General features: G+C 74.1%; 13 protein-coding genes, 1 tRNA gene and 4 pseudogenes. 14 read left to right on the forward strand and 4 right to left on the reverse strand.

The features are described 5' to 3' along the window. The first annotated feature begins 302 nt into the window (after positions 1-302). From SCA03_RS32610 to SCA03_RS32630, 5 genes and pseudogenes are all read left to right on the forward strand, one after another. Positions 303-1502, forward strand: coding sequence for an inositol-3-phosphate synthase (locus SCA03_RS32610; protein ID WP_141275824.1), 1200 nt, complete (start codon positions 303-305; stop codon positions 1500-1502). Beyond that, positions 1499-2704, forward strand: a complete 1206-nt coding sequence (locus SCA03_RS32615) for an SCO3242 family prenyltransferase (RefSeq protein WP_086817403.1) — start codon at positions 1499-1501, stop codon at positions 2702-2704. Before SCA03_RS32610 ends, SCA03_RS32615 begins: the two co-directional genes overlap by 4 nt. Continuing rightward, a pseudogene (locus tag SCA03_RS32620) lies at positions 2701-3552 on the forward strand (sugar phosphate isomerase/epimerase family protein); the annotation flags it as partial. The gene SCA03_RS32615 and the pseudogene SCA03_RS32620, both read left to right, overlap by 4 nt. A 365-nt stretch (positions 3553-3917) precedes the next feature. After that, positions 3918-4697 carry an EboA domain-containing protein gene (locus SCA03_RS32625; protein WP_169729672.1) on the forward strand — a complete coding sequence of 260 codons (780 nt, stop codon included), beginning with the start codon at positions 3918-3920 and terminating at the stop codon, positions 4695-4697. Between the two features lie 2 nt (positions 4698-4699). Beyond that, positions 4700-5551: a TatD family hydrolase gene (locus SCA03_RS32630; RefSeq protein ID WP_086817399.1), complete on the forward strand. Its 852-nt coding sequence runs from the start codon at positions 4700-4702 to the stop codon at positions 5549-5551. Between the two features lie 10 nt (positions 5552-5561). Here the strand turns inward: SCA03_RS32630 and SCA03_RS37375 are convergent. After that, a pseudogene (locus tag SCA03_RS37375) lies at positions 5562-5837 on the reverse strand (hypothetical protein); the annotation flags it as partial. Between SCA03_RS37375 and eboE the strand changes: the two are divergent. From eboE to SCA03_RS32650, 4 genes and pseudogenes are all read left to right on the forward strand, one after another. Next, positions 5733-6866, forward strand: a pseudogene (gene eboE, locus SCA03_RS32635) (metabolite traffic protein EboE); the annotation flags it as partial. The pseudogenes SCA03_RS37375 and eboE sit on opposite strands and share 105 nt — an antisense overlap. Then, positions 6863-8317, forward strand: a complete 1455-nt coding sequence (locus SCA03_RS32640; RefSeq protein ID WP_086818136.1) for an alkaline phosphatase family protein — start codon at positions 6863-6865, stop codon at positions 8315-8317. The pseudogene eboE and the gene SCA03_RS32640, both read left to right, overlap by 4 nt. Then, complete coding sequence (locus tag SCA03_RS32645) at positions 8314-9390, forward strand: sugar phosphate isomerase/epimerase family protein (protein WP_030887528.1); 1077 nt, start codon at positions 8314-8316, stop codon at positions 9388-9390. Before SCA03_RS32640 ends, SCA03_RS32645 begins: the two co-directional genes overlap by 4 nt. A gap of 127 nt (positions 9391-9517) precedes the next feature. After that, positions 9518-10138 carry a TetR/AcrR family transcriptional regulator gene (locus SCA03_RS32650; protein ID WP_030887531.1) on the forward strand — a complete coding sequence of 207 codons (621 nt, stop codon included), beginning with the start codon at positions 9518-9520 and terminating at the stop codon, positions 10136-10138. Positions 10139-10213: 75 nt separating this feature from the next. Here the strand turns inward: SCA03_RS32650 and SCA03_RS32655 are convergent, their stop codons facing one another. Further along, positions 10214-11560 (reverse strand): DUF2254 domain-containing protein, encoded by a 1347-nt coding sequence (locus SCA03_RS32655; RefSeq protein WP_037850184.1) that lies wholly within the window; start codon positions 11558-11560, stop codon positions 10214-10216. Between the two features lie 131 nt (positions 11561-11691). Between SCA03_RS32655 and SCA03_RS32660 the strand changes: the two genes are divergently transcribed. Next, positions 11692-11776: transfer RNA gene (locus SCA03_RS32660), tRNA-Leu, on the forward strand. 84 nt (positions 11777-11860) lie between these two features. Here the strand turns inward: SCA03_RS32660 and SCA03_RS32665 are convergent. Beyond that, positions 11861-12931, reverse strand: coding sequence for an oxidoreductase (locus SCA03_RS32665; protein ID WP_086818172.1), 1071 nt, complete (start codon positions 12929-12931; stop codon positions 11861-11863). Between the two features lie 171 nt (positions 12932-13102). Here SCA03_RS32665 and SCA03_RS32670 point away from each other — a divergent pair, with 171 nt between their 5' ends. Then, positions 13103-13459, forward strand: a complete 357-nt coding sequence (locus SCA03_RS32670; RefSeq protein WP_086818173.1) for an ArsR/SmtB family transcription factor — start codon at positions 13103-13105, stop codon at positions 13457-13459. 211 nt (positions 13460-13670) lie between these two features. Continuing rightward, positions 13671-15044, forward strand: a complete 1374-nt coding sequence (locus tag SCA03_RS32675) for an MFS transporter (RefSeq protein ID WP_170298051.1) — start codon at positions 13671-13673, stop codon at positions 15042-15044. A gap of 110 nt (positions 15045-15154) precedes the next feature. On the opposite strand, the gene SCA03_RS32680 is transcribed toward SCA03_RS32675, so the two are convergent. Next, a complete protein-coding gene (locus SCA03_RS32680; protein WP_211293572.1) occupies positions 15155-15577 on the reverse strand; it encodes a MerR family transcriptional regulator in 423 nt (140 codons plus the stop codon). Positions 15578-15632: 55 nt separating this feature from the next. Here SCA03_RS32680 and SCA03_RS32685 point away from each other — a divergent pair, with 55 nt between their 5' ends. Both SCA03_RS32685 and SCA03_RS32690 read left to right on the forward strand, forming a co-directional pair. Beyond that, positions 15633-16604, forward strand: a complete 972-nt coding sequence (locus SCA03_RS32685) for an oxidoreductase (RefSeq protein WP_086818175.1) — start codon at positions 15633-15635, stop codon at positions 16602-16604. A gap of 133 nt (positions 16605-16737) precedes the next feature. Continuing rightward, a pseudogene (locus SCA03_RS32690) lies at positions 16738-17738 on the forward strand (IS481 family transposase). Positions 17739-18002 lie beyond the last annotated feature (264 nt).

Raw genomic sequence — 18002 nt, forward strand, 5'->3', positions numbered from 1 at the left:
AACGGGGGCGAAGCCCTGGGGGAGCAGGACCAGGCACGGAAGGAAAGCGGGGACACCGCAGGGGAGAAGGGGCCCGGCACAGAGGGGGAGGAGGGCCCCGGCACAAGGGGAGGAGGGCCCCGGCACAAAGGGGAGCAGGGAAACGGCGAGCAACCACAACGAGGGCACACCACACGCGGGGTTGGGAAAACCCCGCCGCTGCCGCACCGTAGGCACCAGGACGAAGCAGCCCCACCCCCGCGCACCCGGGCCCCGGAACACCCCCGGAAGAACCCCGGCCCCCGCCCAGAGAGGGAGGCACTGTGACAGTCACCCACCACCCCGCACCGGCCACCGCACCCCGCACAGGACTCTGGCTCATCGGCGCCCGCGGCTCCGTCGCCACGACGGCCCTGGCCGGAGCCGCAGCCGTGGCGGCGGGCCTGCACCCGCCGACGGGCATGGTCACCGAGACCGCGCCGTTCGACGCCGCCGCCCTCCCGCCCCTGGACTCCCTCGTCCTCGGCGGCCACGACACCGCGTCGGTCCCCCTGCCCAAGCGGGCCGAGACGCTGGCCGCCGCCGGGGTGCTCCCGCACGGCCTGCCCACCGCGCTGCGGGCGGAACTCGCCGCGGCCGAGGAGCGGATCCGGCCGGGCGCCGGACCCGAGGACCCGCGCGGCACCGAGGAGTTGATCGCCGGCTACGCCGCCGACCTGGCGGCCTTCGCCCGGGCCCACGGCCTGGCCCGTACCGTCGTCGTCAACGTCGCCAGCACGGAACCGGCCGCGGACGCGGGGGCGCCGCTGCCGCCCAGCTCGCTGTACGCGGCGGCGGCACTCCGCGCCGACTGCGGGTACGTCAACTTCACACCGTCCACCGGGCTGCGCCATCCCCGGCTCGCGGACGCGGCCCGCACGGCGTCCGTCCCGCACGCCGGACGCGACGGCAAGACCGGGCAGACACTGCTGCGTTCCGTGCTGGCGCCGATGTTCGCGCAGCGTGCTCTGACCGTCCGTGCCTGGTCCGGCAGCAATCTGCTCGGCGGCGGGGACGGCGCGGCGCTGGCCGACCCGGCCGCGGCGGCGGCGAAGAACGCGGGCAAGGCCCGGGTGCTCGCGGACACGCTCGGCGCGGTGCCCGAGGGCGAGGTACACATCGACGACGTGCCGGCGATGGGCGAGTGGAAGACCGCCTGGGACCATGTCGCCTTCGACGGTTTCCTCGGCTCCCGCATGATCCTCCAGACGATCTGGCAGGGCTGCGACTCGGCGCTGGCCGCCCCGCTGGTCCTCGATCTGGCCCGGCTCGTCGCCCGCTGCCACGAGCGGGGCCTGGCCGGCCCCGTCGACGGCCTCGGCTTCTTCTTCAAGGACCCGGACAGCGGCCCGGCCGACCTGTCGGCGCAGTGGATGGCGCTGCTGGAGCTGGCGGGCCGGCTCGCGGCGGACGGGGCGCCTCCCGGCGGCGGGGGAGGCGCACGGAACGACGACGCCTCCCCGGCCGCCCGGGACGGCCGATGACGGGCCGGGCCGCGGCCTGGGCCCAACTGCTGCGCGTCTCCGCGGTGTCGACCGTGCCGGGCGACGCCTTCGCCGGTGCGGCGGCGGTCGGCGGCCGGCCGAACCGCGGCACCGCGCTGGCCGCCGTCTCCTCGCTGTTCCTGTACGAGGCGGGCATGGCGCTCAACGACTGGGCGGACCGGGACGAGGACGCCGTCGAACGCCCGGACCGCCCGCTGCCGTCGGGCCGGATCGCCCCGTCCGCCGCGCTGGTCGCGGCGGGCGCGCTGACCGTCGCCGGCCTCGCCACGGCGGCCCGCGCCGGCCGGCCTGCCCTGGCCACGGCGAGCGCCCTGGCCGCCACCGTCTGGGCCTACGACCTCCACCTCAAGCACACTCCGGCGGGCCCCGTCACCATGGCGACGGCCCGCTCCCTGAACGTCCTCCTCGGCACGGTCGCGACCGCGGGCAGGGACCGGACGGGGAACGCAGCCGGCACCGGCCGCCCGGGCGGCGCCACGAGGCCCGGGACCCCGACCGGCCGGTCCACAGGCGGCAGTTCGGCAACCCCCGCCCGGCAGGGGCACGGGCGCACGCGCGGGCCCGGACACGATCACGCGTACGGCCACGGCCACGGCCACGCCTACGGGCACGGGTACGTGCACGGAGACGCGTACAGGCGCGCCGCCGACAGCGGCGGAACGGGACGGGGGAGCCGAGCCGGCGGAGCCGCCGCGCTCATGGGGCTGCACACGCTCGCCGTCACCACCGTCTCCCGCAGGGAGGCCCAGGGCGGCGCCCCCGCGGTCCCGCTGGGCGCGCTCGCCGTCGTCGGCGCCATCACCACGGCGCTGGCCCGCGGCCGCACCCCGCACGGCGGCCCTCCGCACAGCGGCACCCCGCACGGCAGCACCCCGCACGGCCGCACCCCGCGCGGGAGCGCGCACGCACGCGGCGGTGCGGCGGCCCCGGTGCTCGCGTCCGCCGCGGCGTACGCGGCGACGGCGGCCCGCCCGCTGGCACACGCCGCGCTCAACCCCTCACCACCCCTGCTCCAGGGGGCCGTCGGCGCCGGTATCCGGGCGATGATCCCGCTCCAGGCGGCCCTGGCCGCCCGGTCGGCGCCGGGCAGGGGCCGGCTGGGCGGCGCCTGGCGCGCCGCGCCCCTGCTGGCGCTGCTTCCCGTCGCCCGCCGACTGTCCCGGAAGGTGAGCCCCACATGAGCCCCGCGCTGCGCTACGCCTACGGCACCAACGGCCTCGCCGATCTCCGGCTCGACGACGCGCTCGCCCTGCTCGCCGACCTCGGCTACACCGGGGTGGGGCTGACGCTCGACCACATGCATCTCGATCCGCTCGCACCCGGCCTCCCGGCCCGTACGGCCCGGGTGGCGCGGGCCCTGGAGCGGCACGGCCTCCAGGTGACGGTCGAGACGGGCGCCCGCTATGTGCTCGACCGCCGGCGCAAGCACCATCCGACACTGCTGGACCCGGCGCCGGAGGCACGGGCCACCCGCACGGATCTGCTGCTGAGGGCGGTCCGGGTCGCGGCGGACCTGGGCGCGCACGCCGTGCACTGCTTCAGCGGGAAGCTGCCGGACGGCACGGCACCGCACACGGCGTGGTCCCGGCTGGCCGACGGGCTGGGTTCGGTGCTGGCCGCTGCCGAGGCGGTCGGCGTCCCGCTGGCCGTCGAGCCGGAACCGGGCCATCTGCTGGCCGAGCTGGCGGACTTCCACCGGCTGCGTGCCGCCCTCGACGGGCATCCGCTGCTCGGTCTGACCCTGGACATCGGGCACTGCCAGTGTCTGGAGCCGGTGCCGCCGGAGCAGTGTGTGCGGGACGCGGCGCCGTGGCTGCGGCATGTGCAGGTCGAGGACATGCGGCGGGGCGTCCACGAGCATCTGCCGTTCGGCGCCGGGGAGATCGACTTCCCGCCGGTCCTGGCGGCGCTGCGCGAGACCGGGTACACCGGCCTCGTCACCGTCGAACTGCCCCGCGATTCCCACGCGGGCCCGGACCGCGCGGCGGACTCCCTCGCGTTCCTCGCACAGGCCGAGCGGGAGGCGTCCCCCGGCCCCTCGGCCCCGCGTCGGACGCAGCACCCACTTCGGACAGACGGCCCGCCCCGTGGGGAAGGTTCGCCCCGGGCGGAGGACCCGGCTCGGAGAGAGGGTCGAACTCGGGCGGAGGGCCCGCCCAGGGCAGACGACCCGCCCCGTAGGGAAGGTTCGCCCCGTACGGAGGGCCCGCCCCGTACGGAAGGTCCACCCCGTACGGAAGGCCCGTCCCGGGCGGAGGGTCCGTCCGGGACGCGCGGGCCACGGCGCCGTCCGGTGGTGGCGGACCCGCACGTCCGGCCGGGCCCGGACGGCGACGGCGCCACCGCCCCGCCTCCCGCGGCCCCCGCACCGCGCGGCCACGAGGAGGGCGCGCCGTGCTGACCCCGCTCGCCTCGCTCCGCACCGGACTGGAGTTACGTCTCGGCGCGGACGCCCGCGCCTGGCTGCATCTCGCGCTGACGGAGGCGGCGGACGCGCCCCGGTACGCCGGCCGGCACGGACTGCCGCCGTGGGAGCGGCACTTCGCCGCCGCCGGCCGGCACTGCCGGGACACCTCGGCCCGGCCCGGGGACGCGCCGCACGGCACGCCGCACGGCACGGTGCCGGAGGCCGCCGACGCGGCACGGATCCTGCTGCTGCACGCGGCGGGCCCGGACACCGAGGCGCTCGCCCGGCTGTACGCGCACGGCTCGGCGGACGAGCGCCGCGCCGTGCTGCTCGCCCTGCCGCACCTGGATCCGCAGCCCTCGGCCGACGGCGCCCGCGCGCTGGTCGAGGACGCGCTGCGCGCCAACGACACCCGGCTGATCGCGGCGGCCCTGGGCCCCTGGTCGGCCCGGCACCTGGACGCGCACCAGTGGCGGCACGCCCTCCTGAAGTGCCTGTTCACCGGCGTCCCGTTGAGCGCCGTCGCCGGTCTGGAGGAGCGGGCCGCCGGGGACGGGGAGCTGGCCCGCATGCTGGAGGACTACGCACGCGAGCGCACTGCCGCGTCCCGTCCCGTGCCGGCGGATCTGCACCGCGCGCTGCGTGCCGCGCGCCGCCCGCGGGCCGCCGGCCCCGCGCCCGGCCCCGCCGCCGAGGGGACCGCTGCCGAGGGGCCCGCCGCCGAGGCGCCCGCCGCCCGTCCGTCCGAGCAGACCTGGGAAGGCTGACGATGCGCATCTTCGACCCGCACATCCATATGACGTCGCGGACCACCGACGACTACGCCGCGATGTACGCGGCGGGCGTGCGCGCCCTGGTCGAGCCGTCCTTCTGGCTCGGCCAGCCCCGCACCTCGCCCGCCACGTTCCTCGACTACTTCGACGCGCTGCTCGGCTGGGAGCCCTACCGCGCCGCCCAGTACGGCATCGCCCACCACTGCACGCTGGCGCTCAACCCGAAGGAGGCCAACGATCCGCGCTGCCGCCCGGTCCTGGACGAGCTGCCGCGCTATCTGCTCAAGGACCGGGTCGTGGCCGTCGGGGAGATCGGCTACGACTCGATGACGCCTGCCGAGGACTCCGCGCTGGCGGCCCAGCTCCAGCTGGCACGCGAGCACGAGCTGCCGGCGCTGGTGCACACCCCGCACCGCGACAAGGTGGCGGGCCTGGCCCGCACCCTGGACGTGCTGCGCGAGTCGGGGCTGCCGCCGGAGCGCTGTCTGCTCGACCACCTCAACGAGACGACCGTCGGCCCCGCCGCCGACAGCGGCTGCTGGCTGGGCTTCTCGATCTACCCGGACACCAAGATGGACCCCGACCGCATGATCCGCATCCTGCGGGTGCACGGCACGGAACGGGTGCTGGTCAACTCGGCCGCCGACTGGGGCCACAGCGATCCCCTCAAGACCCGGCACGTCGGTGAGGCCATGCTCGCGGCCGGCTTCACCGAGGACGACGTCGACCAGGTGCTGTGGCGCAACCCCGTCGCCTTCTACGGCCGGTCCGGACGGCTGGAGCTGGAGGTGACCGCGCCCGCCGAGCAGCTCTTCGAGGGCAACTCCATCCTGCGCGGCGGCGCATGAGCGCGCCCCCTCAGCGAGGGTCCGCCGCCCCGCGCCGCCGAGGGTCCGCCGCCCCGCCCCGCCGCGTGTCCCGCCCGGCACCGCCGCGGGCGCACGCGCCGGGGCACCACCGCGAGCAAGGAAGCGAGCGCCCATGCGATTCAGGCATCCCGACGGCTCCACCGTCCACCTCGCGTACTGCACCAACGTGCACGCGGCCGAACAACTCGACGGCGTGCTGGACCAGTTGACGACCTACGCCGAGCCGGTGCGCCGCCGGCTGCACCGCGACCGCCTCGGCATCGGCCTGTGGCTGGCCCGCGACGCCGCCCGCACCCTCACCGACGACCCGGCCGCCGTGCGGGCCCTGCGAGCCGGTCTGGAACGCGCCGGGCTCGAGGTCGTCACCCTCAACGGCTTCCCGTACCAGGGGTTCGGCGACAGCCACGTCAAATACCGGGTCTACCGGCCCGACTGGACCGACGAGGCACGGCTCGACCACACCACCGATCTGGCCCGGCTGCTGGCGGCCCTGCTGCCCGACGACGTCACCGAGGGCAGCATCTCCACGCTGCCGCTGGCCTGGCGCACCGGCTTCGACGCCGGGGCCAGGGAGCGCGCGCTGGGCCGGCTGCACACGCTCGCCCAGCGGCTCGACGCCCTGGAGGAGCTGACGGGCCGCTCCCTGCGCGTCGGCCTGGAGCCCGAACCGGGCTGCACCGTGGAGACCACGGCCGACGCGATCGAGGCGCTCACGGGGCCGGACGGCCCGCCCGCGCACCGCATCGGCGTCTGCCTCGACACCTGCCATCTGGCCACCGCGTTCGAGGAGCCGGCCAAGGCCGTCGCCGCGCTCGGCGAGGCGGGCCTGACCGTCGTCAAGTCCCAGCTGTCCGCCGCTCTGCATGCCGAGGACCCGTCCCGCGCGGCGGTCCGCGAGGCCCTCGGCGCCTACGCCGAACCCCGGTTCCTCCACCAGACCCGGGCCCGCACCCCGGACGGCACCCTGCGCGGCACCGACGATCTGGACCGCGCGCTGCTGCCCGGCGCCCTGCCCACGGACGGCCCGTGGCGCTCCCACTTCCACGTCCCGCTGCACGCCCCGCCCGAGCCGCCGCTCGCCGCCACCCTGCCCGTGCTGCGCGAGGCGCTGGCCGAGCTGGTGGGCGGGCCCGCCCCGCTCACCCGGCACCTGGAGGTGGAGACCTACACCTGGCAGGCGCTCCCCGCGGCACGGCGGCCCGCCACCCGGGCCCGGCTCGCCGACGGCATCGCCGCCGAACTGGCCACGGCCCGCGACCTGTTGACCGACCTCGGCCTCAAGGAGCTGCCATGACGCCCACGCCCCGGCCGAACGACGCCCGGCACTCCCGGCACCCCCGGCGGCCCGGCGGGAAACAGCCCCTCCTCGTCCTCGACGTCGTCGGCCTCACCCCGGCCCTCCTCGCCCGGATGCCCCGGCTGCGTGCCCTGGGGGAGCGGGGCGCCGCCACGCCGTTGCAGACCGTGCTGCCCGCCGTGACCTGCGCGGCCCAGTCCACGTTCCTCACCGGCGAACTCCCCGCCGGGCACGGCATCGTCGGCAACGGCTGGTACTTCCGGGAGCTGGGCGACGTCCTGCTGTGGCGGCAGCACAACGCGCTCGTCTCCGGCGAGAAGCTCTGGCACGCCGCCCGCTCCCGCGACCCGGGCTACACCGTCGCCAACATCTGCTGGTGGTACGCGATGGGCGCCGACACGGACTGGACGGTCACCCCGCGCCCCGTCTACTACGCCGACGGCCGCAAGGAGCCGGACTGCTACACCCGTCCGCCCGCCCTGCACGACGAACTGACCGCGGAACTGGGGGAGTTCCCGCTCTTCCGGTTCTGGGGCCCGGGCGCCGACCTGGTCTCCTCCGAGTGGATCATCGGCGCGACCCGGCACATCCTGCGCACCCGTCGCCCCGATCTGGCCCTGGCCTACGTCCCCCACCTCGACTACGACCTCCAGCGGTACGGCCCGGACGATCCCCGCTCCCACCGCGCCGCCGCCGCACTCGACACCGCCCTCGCACCGCTGCTGGACGAGGCCCGCGCCGAGGGCCGCACCGTCGTCGTGCTGTCCGAGTACGGCATCACACCCGTGCGCCGGCACGTCGACATCAACCGGATACTGCGCCGCGCCGGGCTGCTGCACGTGTACACCCAGGACGGCATGGAGTACCTCGACCCGTGGACCTCCCGCACGTTCGCCGTCGCCGACCACCAGATCGCGCACGTCTACGTCCGTGACCCGGCGGACCTGCCCGCCACCCGCGAGGCCCTCACCGGGGTGCCCGGGCTCGGCGAACTCCTCGACGACGCCGGCAAGAAGGAGCACGGCCTCGACCACCCGCGCGCGGGCGAACTCGTCGCCGTCGCCGAACCCGACGCCTGGTTCACCTACTACTACTGGCTCGACGACCGGCGCGCACCGGACTTCGCACAGCTCGTCGAGATCCACCGCAAGCCCGGCTACGACCCCGTCGAGCTGTTCATGGACCCCCGCGACCCGTACGTCAAGCTGAAGGCCGCCGCCGCGCTCGCCCGCAAGAAGGCCGGCCTGCGCTACCGCATGGCCGTCGTCCCGCTCGACCCGGCACCCATCCGCGGCAGCCACGGCCGGCTGCCCGCCCGCACCGAGGACGGCCCCGTCCTGCTGTGCTCCCGCGCGGACGCCCTCGGCGCACACCCGGCGGACACCCCGTTCCCCGCCACCGACGTCAAACGCCTGCTCCTCGACCTCGCACTGGGAGACCCCACATGAGCCGCAGACCCGCCACCCCCGCCGGCAGCACCCCGGACGGACTCGAAGCCCTCGGCCACCGGCTGCGCCGCCGCGGCTTCCTCGGTGTCGCCGCCGGCGCCACCGCCGCCGCTCTCCTCGGCACCACCGGCACCGCCGGCGCGGCCCCGGCACCGCACCCCGCGCCCCACCCGCACGGCCCGCTCGTCCCGCCCGGCCGCCTCGGCATCCAGCTCTACACGCTGCGCGACCAGACGGAGCAGCTCGGCTTCGCCCGCGTCTTCGAGGAGCTGCGCCGCTACGGCTACGACAGCGTCGAGTTCGCCGGCTACACCCAGGGCACCGGCGACATCACGCTGCGCCGACTCAAGCAGCTGATGCGGGACAACGGCCTGCGCGGCATCGGCAGCCACGTCGGCTACCACTCCGACAACCCCGACGACTACACCTTCGCCACCCAGCTGGAGAAGGTCGTCGACGACGCCGCCGCACTCGGCCTCCCGCACGTCGGCACCGCCGCGAGCCCCGACCGCTACGGCCGCACCGTCGACGCCTGGAAGCGCGCCGCCGAGGACTTCAACACCTACGGCGCCGCCGCCCGCGCCCGCGGCCTGAAGTTCTACCAGCACAACCACCAGATGGAGTTCGGCTTCGCCGAGGACAAGCCGCACATCAGGCTCTACGACGTCCTCCTCGCGGAGACCGACCCGGACCTGGTCTTCCTGGAGATGGACATCTACTGGGCCTACGCCGGCCGCCACCGCTTCAGCGTCCGCCCGGACGGCACCCCCGCGCCCTTCGACCCGCTCGACTACGTGCTCGCGGCCCCGCACCGCTACCCGCTCTTCCACGTCAAGGACGGCGAGCACGACGAGGCGTCCCCGGACGGGCTCCACATGGTCGACGTCGGCGACGGCGACCTCGACTACCAGCGCTTCATCCGCACCGTCCGCGACCGCCCCCGGCACGGCCACCGCACCGGCCACCACTGGCTCGTCGAACGCGACGACGCCGTCGACCCGGCCGTCAACCCCGCCGGCTCCCTCACCACGGCCCGCCGCTCCGCCGCCTATCTGAACCGCAGGGGCCGCTGAGACTCCGCCGGCCACACGGCCGAGCCCCGGCACCCGTGGCCGGTCACCCCGACCGGCCACGGGCCCGGACGTCACCCCGCTCTCCGCCCCGCAGGGGACGCCCCGCCGTCCGCTTACAGTGGGAACGGTGACGGCCCCCGCGAAACGCAAGCTGCGCTCCGACGCGCACGACAACCGCGAGCGCATCCTCGTGGCCGCGCGGGCGGCCTTCGCGCGCGAGGGCTTCGACGTGCCCGTACGGGAGATCGCCCGGCGCGCACAGGTCGGTCCGGCCACGGTCTACCGGCACTTCCCGGCCAAGGAGGAGCTGTTCGCCGCGGCGTTCGCCGAGCAGATGGCCCGGTGCTCGGCCCTCGTCGAGGAGGGCCTGGCGGCGGCCGACCCGTGGCAGGGCTTCCGCCTGGTGATCGAGCGGCTGATGGAACTCCGCGCCCTCGACCAGGGCTTCCGCACCTTCCTCGCCCATCTGCCCCGCGCCTTCGACCTCACCGCCCACCGCGAGCACACGCTGCGGCTGATGGTCGAACTGATGCGGCGCGCCAAGGAGTCGGGCACCCTGCGGCCGGACGTCGTGCTGGAGGACGTCGTCCTCGCGGTCCTGGCGAACGAGGGCATCCGCGCCGGAACGCCCGAGGCCGGTGCGGCGGCCTCCCGCCGCTTCGCGGCCCTGATGCTCCGCTCGTTCCGCACCGGAGGAGCACCCGACCCGCTCCCCCCGGCGGTCCGCCTCCCGCCCCCCGCCTACTGACCGCCTCCCGCACACCACGGGCAGAGGAGGGGAGGAGCGGACGCGCAGCAGAGGGCGGGGGAGAAGCGGGGACCGTCAGCCGATGCCCTGCCGGTCGGCGGTGAGCGCGAACTCCCGCACCCGCGTGTCGTCGGTCTTCCGCTCGACGGCCTGCTCCAGCAACGACAACTGCTCCCGCAGCGGACCACGCCGCTCCTCGGGCACCATCCCCACCAGATCCTCCAACGCCGCCCGCATGCGCCGCGTGACCTGCGGATTACCCGGCGCGACATTCCGGATCTCGACGAACCCCAGCCGCACCAGGTCCCGCCACGTCGGCAGATCCTGCACGAGCCGCACCGCGCCGGCCCGGTCCCCGTACAGCAGCAGCCCCAGCGGCCGCGTCCCCGCCTCCGCGAGGAACTGCTGCACCCGGTCCAGGCACTGCACCGCCGTCGTCGGATCGTTCACGGCGGGGGAGAGCGCCCGCAGCGCCACATCCACCAACTGCCGCAGCCCGAACGCCAGATCCTGATGGAAGGTCCGCTCGACGCCGGTACTGAGCGCCCTGTTGCAGGCCCGCCCCACCCGCGCCGTGTCCACCCGCCGCCCCGTCCCGCCCGCGGCCCCGCGCTCCGCGTGCAGCGCGACGATCCGGGTGCCCGGCACCAGGAAGTCCCCGATGCGCGGCAGCAGATGGACGACGACCCCGTGCCGCCTGGCCACCCGGCACACCCGGGCCACGTGCACATCCCGCAGCACCCCGGCCGGCCCGCGGTACACCTCGGTACCGAGCAGCGCACCGAGCTGCCCGGCCCCCTCCCGCGCGCGGTACGGCCGGGTCGGCAGCGTCAGCAGCCGCCCGGCCTCCTGGGAGATCCGGTCGACGACATGGCTGATGCGCAGAAACATCATCGTCGAGTTCACATACGCGATGAACAGCACCAGGCTGGCCGCCACCAGCACGAGCGACACCGCACTCGTAACGAACGGCACGGTGTGCACCGTGCGCGCCCGCATCCCGTCCTCGTACCGGAACTGCGCGAGCAGGGTGAAGGCGAACGTCGCCAGGAACGCGGCGAACGTCGCCTTGGCGATCCGGTCCCGGACGTACAGCCGGACGATCCGCTGCGACCACTGCCCGGAGGCCATCTGCAACGCCACCAGCGAGATCGAGAACACCACCCCGGTCAGCGTCAGCACCGCCGAGCCGATGGTGTTCACCACCCCGCCCGCCTGCTCCGCGAACCGGATCAGCGCCTCGATCCGCCCGAACTCCCGCCCCTCCCGCAGCGCCCCCACCAGCGTCCGGTCGGCGCCGGCACAGATCCGGTCCAGCACCCCGGCACCGAGCAGCCCGCCCAGCGGCGCGAACCAGAACGTGTCCCGCACGTGCTCCCGCAGCGGTGACAGCGGGCGCGGCTGCCGCACGGCCATCTGCATCCCGTCCAGCGGGACAGACTGTGATGAATCGGTCACAGCCCGACTTTACGCCGGAAATCCCTGGTGAGAAGCACTCCAAACCCTTGGTATCGTTGACCCCGTCGCCGCGGCCGGAGGCCACGGCACACCCGGTCCGGGTGGCGGAATGGTAGACGCGCTAGCTTGAGGTGCTAGTGCCCTTTATCGGGCGTGGGGGTTCGAGTCCCCCCTCGGACACCGGAGTTCTCCCCGTCGGAGTCGCGGAACGCGCGCTCGGCGGTGCTTCGTTCCCGTTTTCTCTTGTCGCGGGGCGGGGCCTTCTCAGAACGCGCGGTGGTACTGCTTGGGCCACGAGTCGCGTGGTTCCGCGTCGAGTGCGCGCAGGGCCCAGTAGGGGTCGCGCAGCAGCGCCCTGCCGACGAACACGGCGTCCACGAGTTCCGGGACCGCTTCGTCGAGCTGCCGGGCCTCGGTGACCAGGCCGGAGGCGGCGGTGCGGATCCCCGTCGTACGAAGGCCCGGGCCATAGCGCGCGTTGTACAGGGGCTCGCTGATCCGGAGGGCGTCGGGGGACAGCGCGCCGGAGCTGATGTCGACCATGTCGACGCCCTCCTCGTGCAGCCGTGCCGCGACGCGGACCGTCTCGTCCGCTGTGAGGCCGCCGTCGAGCAGGTCCGTGGCCGGCATCCGGACGATGACCGGCTTCTCGTCGGGCCAGCCCGCGCGCACGGCCTCGACCATCTCCAGGGGGAAGCGCATCCGGCCTTCCAGGTCGCCGCCCCATGCGTCGGTGCGGTGGTTGGCCAGCGGCGAGAGGAACTCGTGGAAGAGGTATCCGCTCGCCCCGTGCAGTTCGACGGCCTCGTAGCCGGCCCGGTGGGCGTTGCGGGCGGCCCGCTCGATGTCCCCCAGCACCCGGGCGCCGTCCTCGGTGGTCATCTCCGTGGGAACGGCCAGGCCGGCGAAGGGGATCGGTGAGGGCGCGAGCGGTTGCCAGCCGCCGTCGTGCGGGCCTATGGGGTGGCGGGTGCCGGCGTTGTCCCAGGGCACGCCGTGGGAGCTCTTGCGGCCGGCCGCCCCCAGCTGAATCGCCGGGACGGAGCCGATGGACCTGATGGCGGAGGCCAGCCGCCGGTGACCCTCGGTCTGTCGCTCGCTCCACAGGCCGAGGTCGCGTCGTGTGGTGCGCATGTCCGGGGCGACGCCCGTGCATTCGACCATCACCATGCCCACGCCGCCGGCGGCCCTGGCCCCGTAGTGGGCGAGGTGCCAGTCGGTCGGGGCGCCGAACTCGTCGGCCGAGTACTGGCACATCGGGGAGAGCCACACCCGGTTGGGCAGCAGCGACTCCCTGAGACGGAGTGGTGTCCAGGCCGTGGTGACCGTGCTCATGGGCTGCGCCTTCCTCTCGGAGCCTGTCGTCCGTTCTCGGAGCCCGTGCGCCCGTTCTCCGCGGAGCCGCGGTTCCGGCGGTCGAGGCCGTGTCGCCGGACCCCGTGCGGCGGGCTCGTCGACACTGTACATCGAAGAACGTCGAACTTCGAACGATGGTAGGGTGTCCCCATGCCGCGGCAGCCCGATCACCCCGACCTGGAAGACATCCAGCTGGCCCGACTGTTCTCCGCGCTCGGAGATCCGGCCCGGTTGCGGATCATGGCCGTGCTGGCCGACCGCTCCGAGCACCAGCGCGAGGACTTCACCGTCGAGGTGGCGCCCTCCACCCTCAGCCACCACATGAAGATCCTCCGGGAGGCCGGTCTGACCCGGCACCGCTTCGAGGGCACCCGCTGCTTCGTCTCCCTGCGCACCGACACCCTGGAGCGCTTCTCCGCCGTCCTGAACAGCACTCTGGAACTCGTCGCGGCCGACGAGGAAGAGGCCGCCGCGCCCCGGCCGCATCACCGGCCCGCGCAGAGCTGAGCCGGCGCCCGGGGCCGGTTGACCAGGGGCGGGGTCGGGGCTAGCGTGCTGGACGCCCCGGCTCAGGTGCGCTTGTGCAGTGCGTGTACCGGCCGTGACCGTAGGCGTTAACGTCAATCAACGCGTCCCCTTCAGCCTGCTCACAGGCCGGGGTGGCGCGCGCAGCGCATCGCTGACGGAAGGCGCCCCGGCCGGGAACGGAGAACCCCCGGTGGCCACCGAAACCCCGCGATCGGACCGGTCCGGTCCGCCCCTGTCCGCACCGGACGGCGCACCCGGCTCCGGCGCCGCCGAGGAAGGGCCCGCCGCCGGGGCCGCCGGGGCACAGCCGCGGGCCTCGGGGCTGCGGCGGCTGCGCCGCTTCGCGGTGGACACCGAACCGCTGCGCTCGGCGCCCTTCCGGCGGCTGTGGTCGTCGACCGTGGTGACCGCCATCGGCAGCCAGCTGACCGCCGTCGCCGTCCCGTTGCAGATCTACGACGACACCGGCTCGTCCGCGCTCGTCGGGCTGGCGGGGGCCGCGGCACTCGTCCCGCTGGTGGTGTTCGCGCTGTGGGGCGGGGCCGTCGCCGATCTCATGGACCGGCGCAAGCTGTTGCTGATCAGCAACGCCGGTATCGCCGTGACCTCGCTGCTGTTCTGGGCGCAGGCCGCCACGGGGATGCGGTCCGTGGTCGTGCTGCTGGTGCTGCTCGCCGTCCAACAGGCGCTGTTCGGCATCAACCAGCCCACCCGCACCGCCTCGGTGGCCCGGCTGGTGCCCGCGCGGCAGCTGCCCTCGGCCACCGCGCTCACCTCGACGGTCGCCCAGTTCGGGCAGATCGCCGGGCCGCTGCTGGCCGGGGCGCTGGTGCCGGTGCTCGGGCTGCCCGTGCTGTATCTGCTCGACACGCTCGCCCTCGTCGTCGCGCTGTTCGCGGTGTGGCGGCTGCCCGCGCTGCCGCCGCTGAACGTCGCCGCGCGGCGGGCGGGGCTCGCCGACATCGTGGCGGGCTTCCGGTACATGACGGCCCACCGGCTGCTGCTCGTCTCGTTCCTCGCGGACGTCATCGCGATGGTCCTGGGGATGCCCCGCGCGCTGTTCCCGCAGATGGCACAGCTCGACTTCGGCGGTCCGGAGGGCGGCGGCACCGCCCTGGGCGTGCTCTACGCGGCGATACCCGTCGGGGCCCTGCTGTGCGGGCTGTTGTCCGGTCTGTACTCGCGGGTGCGCCGGCACGGCGTGATGGTCGTCCTGGCGATCTGTGTGTGGGGGCTGTCGGTCGCCGGGTTCGGGATGTCCGGGCCGCTGTGGCTCGCGGCGGTGCTGCTCGCGGTGGCCGGTGCGGCGGACATGGTGTCGATGGTCTTCCGCGGCGCAATCCTTCAGACGGCGGCGACGGACGAGATGCGCGGACGGATGCAGGGGGTGTTCACCGTGGTGGTCGCGGGCGGGCCGCGGCTGGCCGATCTGCTGCACGGCACCGTGGGCGCGTCCGCCGGGACGCGGTACACCGTGGCCGGCGGGGGTCTGCTGGTGGTCGTCGTGATGCTGCTCCTGACGGCGGCCGTACCGGCCTTCTGGCGCTACACCGCGGAGCGTTAGCTGTTGCGGGTCATGACGTTGTTGACGCTCCTGGCAAGCATATCCGTGCAGCTGCGGTGAGGCGGGGCTCGTCGCTCCATGGCTGGCGCACCGCACCCGAGGGAGTGGCTTCAGGTAGTCGGGGCCCAGAGTCCCTCGGCTGCACCGCGGGCGAGGTGCTCGGTGTAGACGGCGACCTTCCAGGTGATGACGGACCGGCACTCCTCCAGCGCCTGGATCTGTGCGTCGACGCGCTGTCGATGGGTGTCGAGCAGGTGCAGGCGTTCCGCTTCGTTGCCCGGTCCGTGGCGTACCAGTTCGGCGAAGTGCTTGAGGTCGGCGAGCGGCATGCCGGATTCGCGTAGTTTGACGCAGACCAGCAGCCATTCGACGTCGAAGGGGGTGTAGCGCCGTCGGCCGCCCGATGTGCGCTGGACGGGGGCGACGAGCAGGCCCTCGCGCTCGTAGAAGCGCAGAGCATGCACGCTCAGCCCGGTGCGCTCGGCCACCTCGCCGATGCTCAGCGACTGCGCGGCAGCCTCGCTGTTGGTCATCCCGCTCATCCCTTGGCTTGATCTGGACCTCGCTCTAGATCGTAGCGTCCGCGGCATGACCATTACTGATCAGCAGTCGCTCGGCTCGCCCTTCTCTGCCTCCACCACTGCCGAGGACATCGTGGCCGGCTTCGATCTCTCCGGAAAGACGGCCGTGGTCACCGGGGGCTATTCCGGGCTCGGCCTGGCCACCACACTGGCGCTGACGGCCGCCGGAGCCCGGGTCATCGTTCCCGCCCGCCGCCCCGACGCTGCCCGTGCCGCTCTGCAGGAGGTGAAGAACTGCGAGGTCATCCCCATGGACCTGGCCGACCTCGCCAGTGTCCGCTCAGCCGCCGCGCAGCTGAGCGACCGGCTCGACCGGATCGATGTCCTGATGGCCATCGCCGGCGTCATGGCAACCCCGGAGCTGCGCGTCGGGCCCGGTTGGGAAGTCCAGTTCACCGCCAACCACTTCGGGCACTTCACCCTCGCCTGCGAGCTCTATCCCCTCCTGGCCGCCGCGGACGGCGCGCGCGTCGTCGTCAACAGCTCCGCCGGACACACCCTGACCGGCATCCGCTGGCACGACCCGCACTTCCGTACCGGCTACGACAAGTGGCTGGCCTACGGCCAGGCCAAGACCGCCAACGCCCTGTTCGCCGTGCACCTCGACGCCCTCGGGCAAGGCGACGGCGTCCGGGCCTTCGCCCTCCACCCCGGCAAAATCATCACCGGCCTCCAGCGCGAGATGGCCTTGAGGGAACAGATCGACCGCGGCTGGGTGGACGAGCACGGCAATGTCATCGGGGAGGGCTTCAAGACCCCCTCCCAGGGCGCCGCCACCGGCCTGTGGGCCACCACCTCCCCACTCCTCGACAACCGGGGCGGCCTCTACCTGGAGGACTGCGACATCGCGCCCGTCTCCGTCCCCGGAACCCCCATGGACGACGGCGGCGTCCGCGCCTACGCCATCGATCCCGACGAGGCGGCCCGGCTCTGGGACCTGTCTCTCGCCGCGACCGGCGCCACGCCGATCACCCGATGAAGCCGCGCTCTGCATCTGCCCTGCTGCCCGCCGCTGCGGCGGGCAGCACGGTGCGGACCGTCCCCGCGCCGATCACGGCCGCGCCGGGCAGAGACCTCCGGCGTTCCGCCGTCTGAGGCCAAGGGATCTAGGTATGCCGCACCGCAATGCACCTCTTACGGTCGAGGGCCGACAGCGGCTCATTGAACGCTGCCGCACCCGCCCGATCGCGCACGTGGCCGCCGAGATGGGCATCTCCCGTGCCTGCGCGTCGAAATGGGTCAACCGCTACCGCCAGCACGGGGAACTCGGTCTGCTGGACCGTTCGTCCACAGCGCGACGCCAGCCGACCGCGACTCACACGGACGTCGTGGCCAGGATCGAGGCACTACGCCGGGCCGAGAAGTGGTCGGCATCCCGGATCACGTTCGAGCTCCAGGCCGAGGGGTACGCACTCAGCCGCCGCACCGTCTCCCGGCACCTGCTCGCCCTCGGCCTTAACCGGCGCCGATTCATAGACCCCAGCGGCGATACGAACCGGAAACCGCGGAAGATCACCGCCCGCCGTCCCGGACACATGGTCCACATCGACGTCAAGAAGGTCGGCCGGATCCCGGACGACGGCGGTTGGCGCGTCCACGGACGCGGGAGCGCTCAAGCCAAGACCGTCGAGCGCCGCAAGGCTAAGGGCGCATGCGGCGGCTACGTCTACCTTCACTCCGCCGTCGACGGATACAGCCGACTCGCCTACACCGAAGGGCTCTCCGACGAGCAGGCCACGATCGCTGTCGCGTTCCTGCACCGGGCCAAAGCCTGGTTCGCAGCCCACGGCATCGCCGGTATCGAACGCATCGTCACGGACAACGGGGCGTGCTACCGCGCCAGCGCGTTCGCCCGAGCCCTGCTCGGCGCACACCATCAGCGCATCACGCCGTACATCCCTCGCCACAACGGCAAGGTGGAGCGCTACAACCGGATCCTCGCCGAAGAGTTCCTCTACGCCCGCAGTGGCACTCCGAAGCCCAACGCCGCGACACGCTCGCTGTCTGGAACATCCATTACAACTATCACCGCCCCCACGGCGCGGCAGGAGGCCAACCACCGGCCCAGCGACTACGCGCAGGCGTAACCAACGTCCGGGCCTCATACAGTTAGCCGCCTTCCTGGTCGCCTTCCCGGGCGCCTTCCTCCGCCTCCGCTGTCTCAGATGCCTCCGCTGCCTTCGACACATCCGTTGTCCCCGACGCCCCCGCCGCCTCTTCGGCCTTCCCGGCCTCCTCTGCGTTCGGCTTCTGCGGTGTCTTCGGAGACCCGTGTCGTCCGTCGCGCCGTCTCGTCCGTCGGCCGGGGCCCGGTCCGTGGTGGGCCGTGTCCCGGAGGGCGGGTGCCCGGCACCGTCGGAGGAGGTGCCGGGCACCC

The sequence above is a fragment of the Streptomyces cacaoi genome, assembly GCF_006539165.1.
In the GTDB taxonomy this organism is placed as follows: Bacteria; Actinomycetota; Actinomycetes; order Streptomycetales; family Streptomycetaceae; genus Streptomyces; species Streptomyces cacaoi.

Bases quoted from the DNA above. Each gene is read 5' to 3' on its own strand.
- SCA03_RS32615 (WP_086817403.1), top strand. From the start codon at position 1,499: ATGACGGGCCGGGCCGCGGCCTGGGCCCAACTGCTGCGCGTCTCCGCG.
- SCA03_RS32630 (WP_086817399.1), top strand. From the start codon at position 4,700: ATGCGCATCTTCGACCCGCACATCCATATGACGTCGCGGACCACCGAC.
- SCA03_RS32640 (WP_086818136.1), top strand. From the start codon at position 6,863: ATGACGCCCACGCCCCGGCCGAACGACGCCCGGCACTCCCGGCACCCC.
- SCA03_RS32645 (WP_030887528.1), top strand. From the start codon at position 8,314: ATGAGCCGCAGACCCGCCACCCCCGCCGGCAGCACCCCGGACGGACTC.
- SCA03_RS32655 (WP_037850184.1), bottom strand. From the start codon at position 11,560: ATGCAGATGGCCGTGCGGCAGCCGCGCCCGCTGTCACCGCTGCGGGAG.
- SCA03_RS32665 (WP_086818172.1), bottom strand. From the start codon at position 12,931: ATGAGCACGGTCACCACGGCCTGGACACCACTCCGTCTCAGGGAGTCG.
- SCA03_RS32670 (WP_086818173.1), top strand. From the start codon at position 13,103: ATGCCGCGGCAGCCCGATCACCCCGACCTGGAAGACATCCAGCTGGCC.
- SCA03_RS32680 (WP_211293572.1), bottom strand. From the start codon at position 15,577: ATGACCAACAGCGAGGCTGCCGCGCAGTCGCTGAGCATCGGCGAGGTG.
- SCA03_RS32685 (WP_086818175.1), top strand. From the start codon at position 15,633: ATGACCATTACTGATCAGCAGTCGCTCGGCTCGCCCTTCTCTGCCTCC.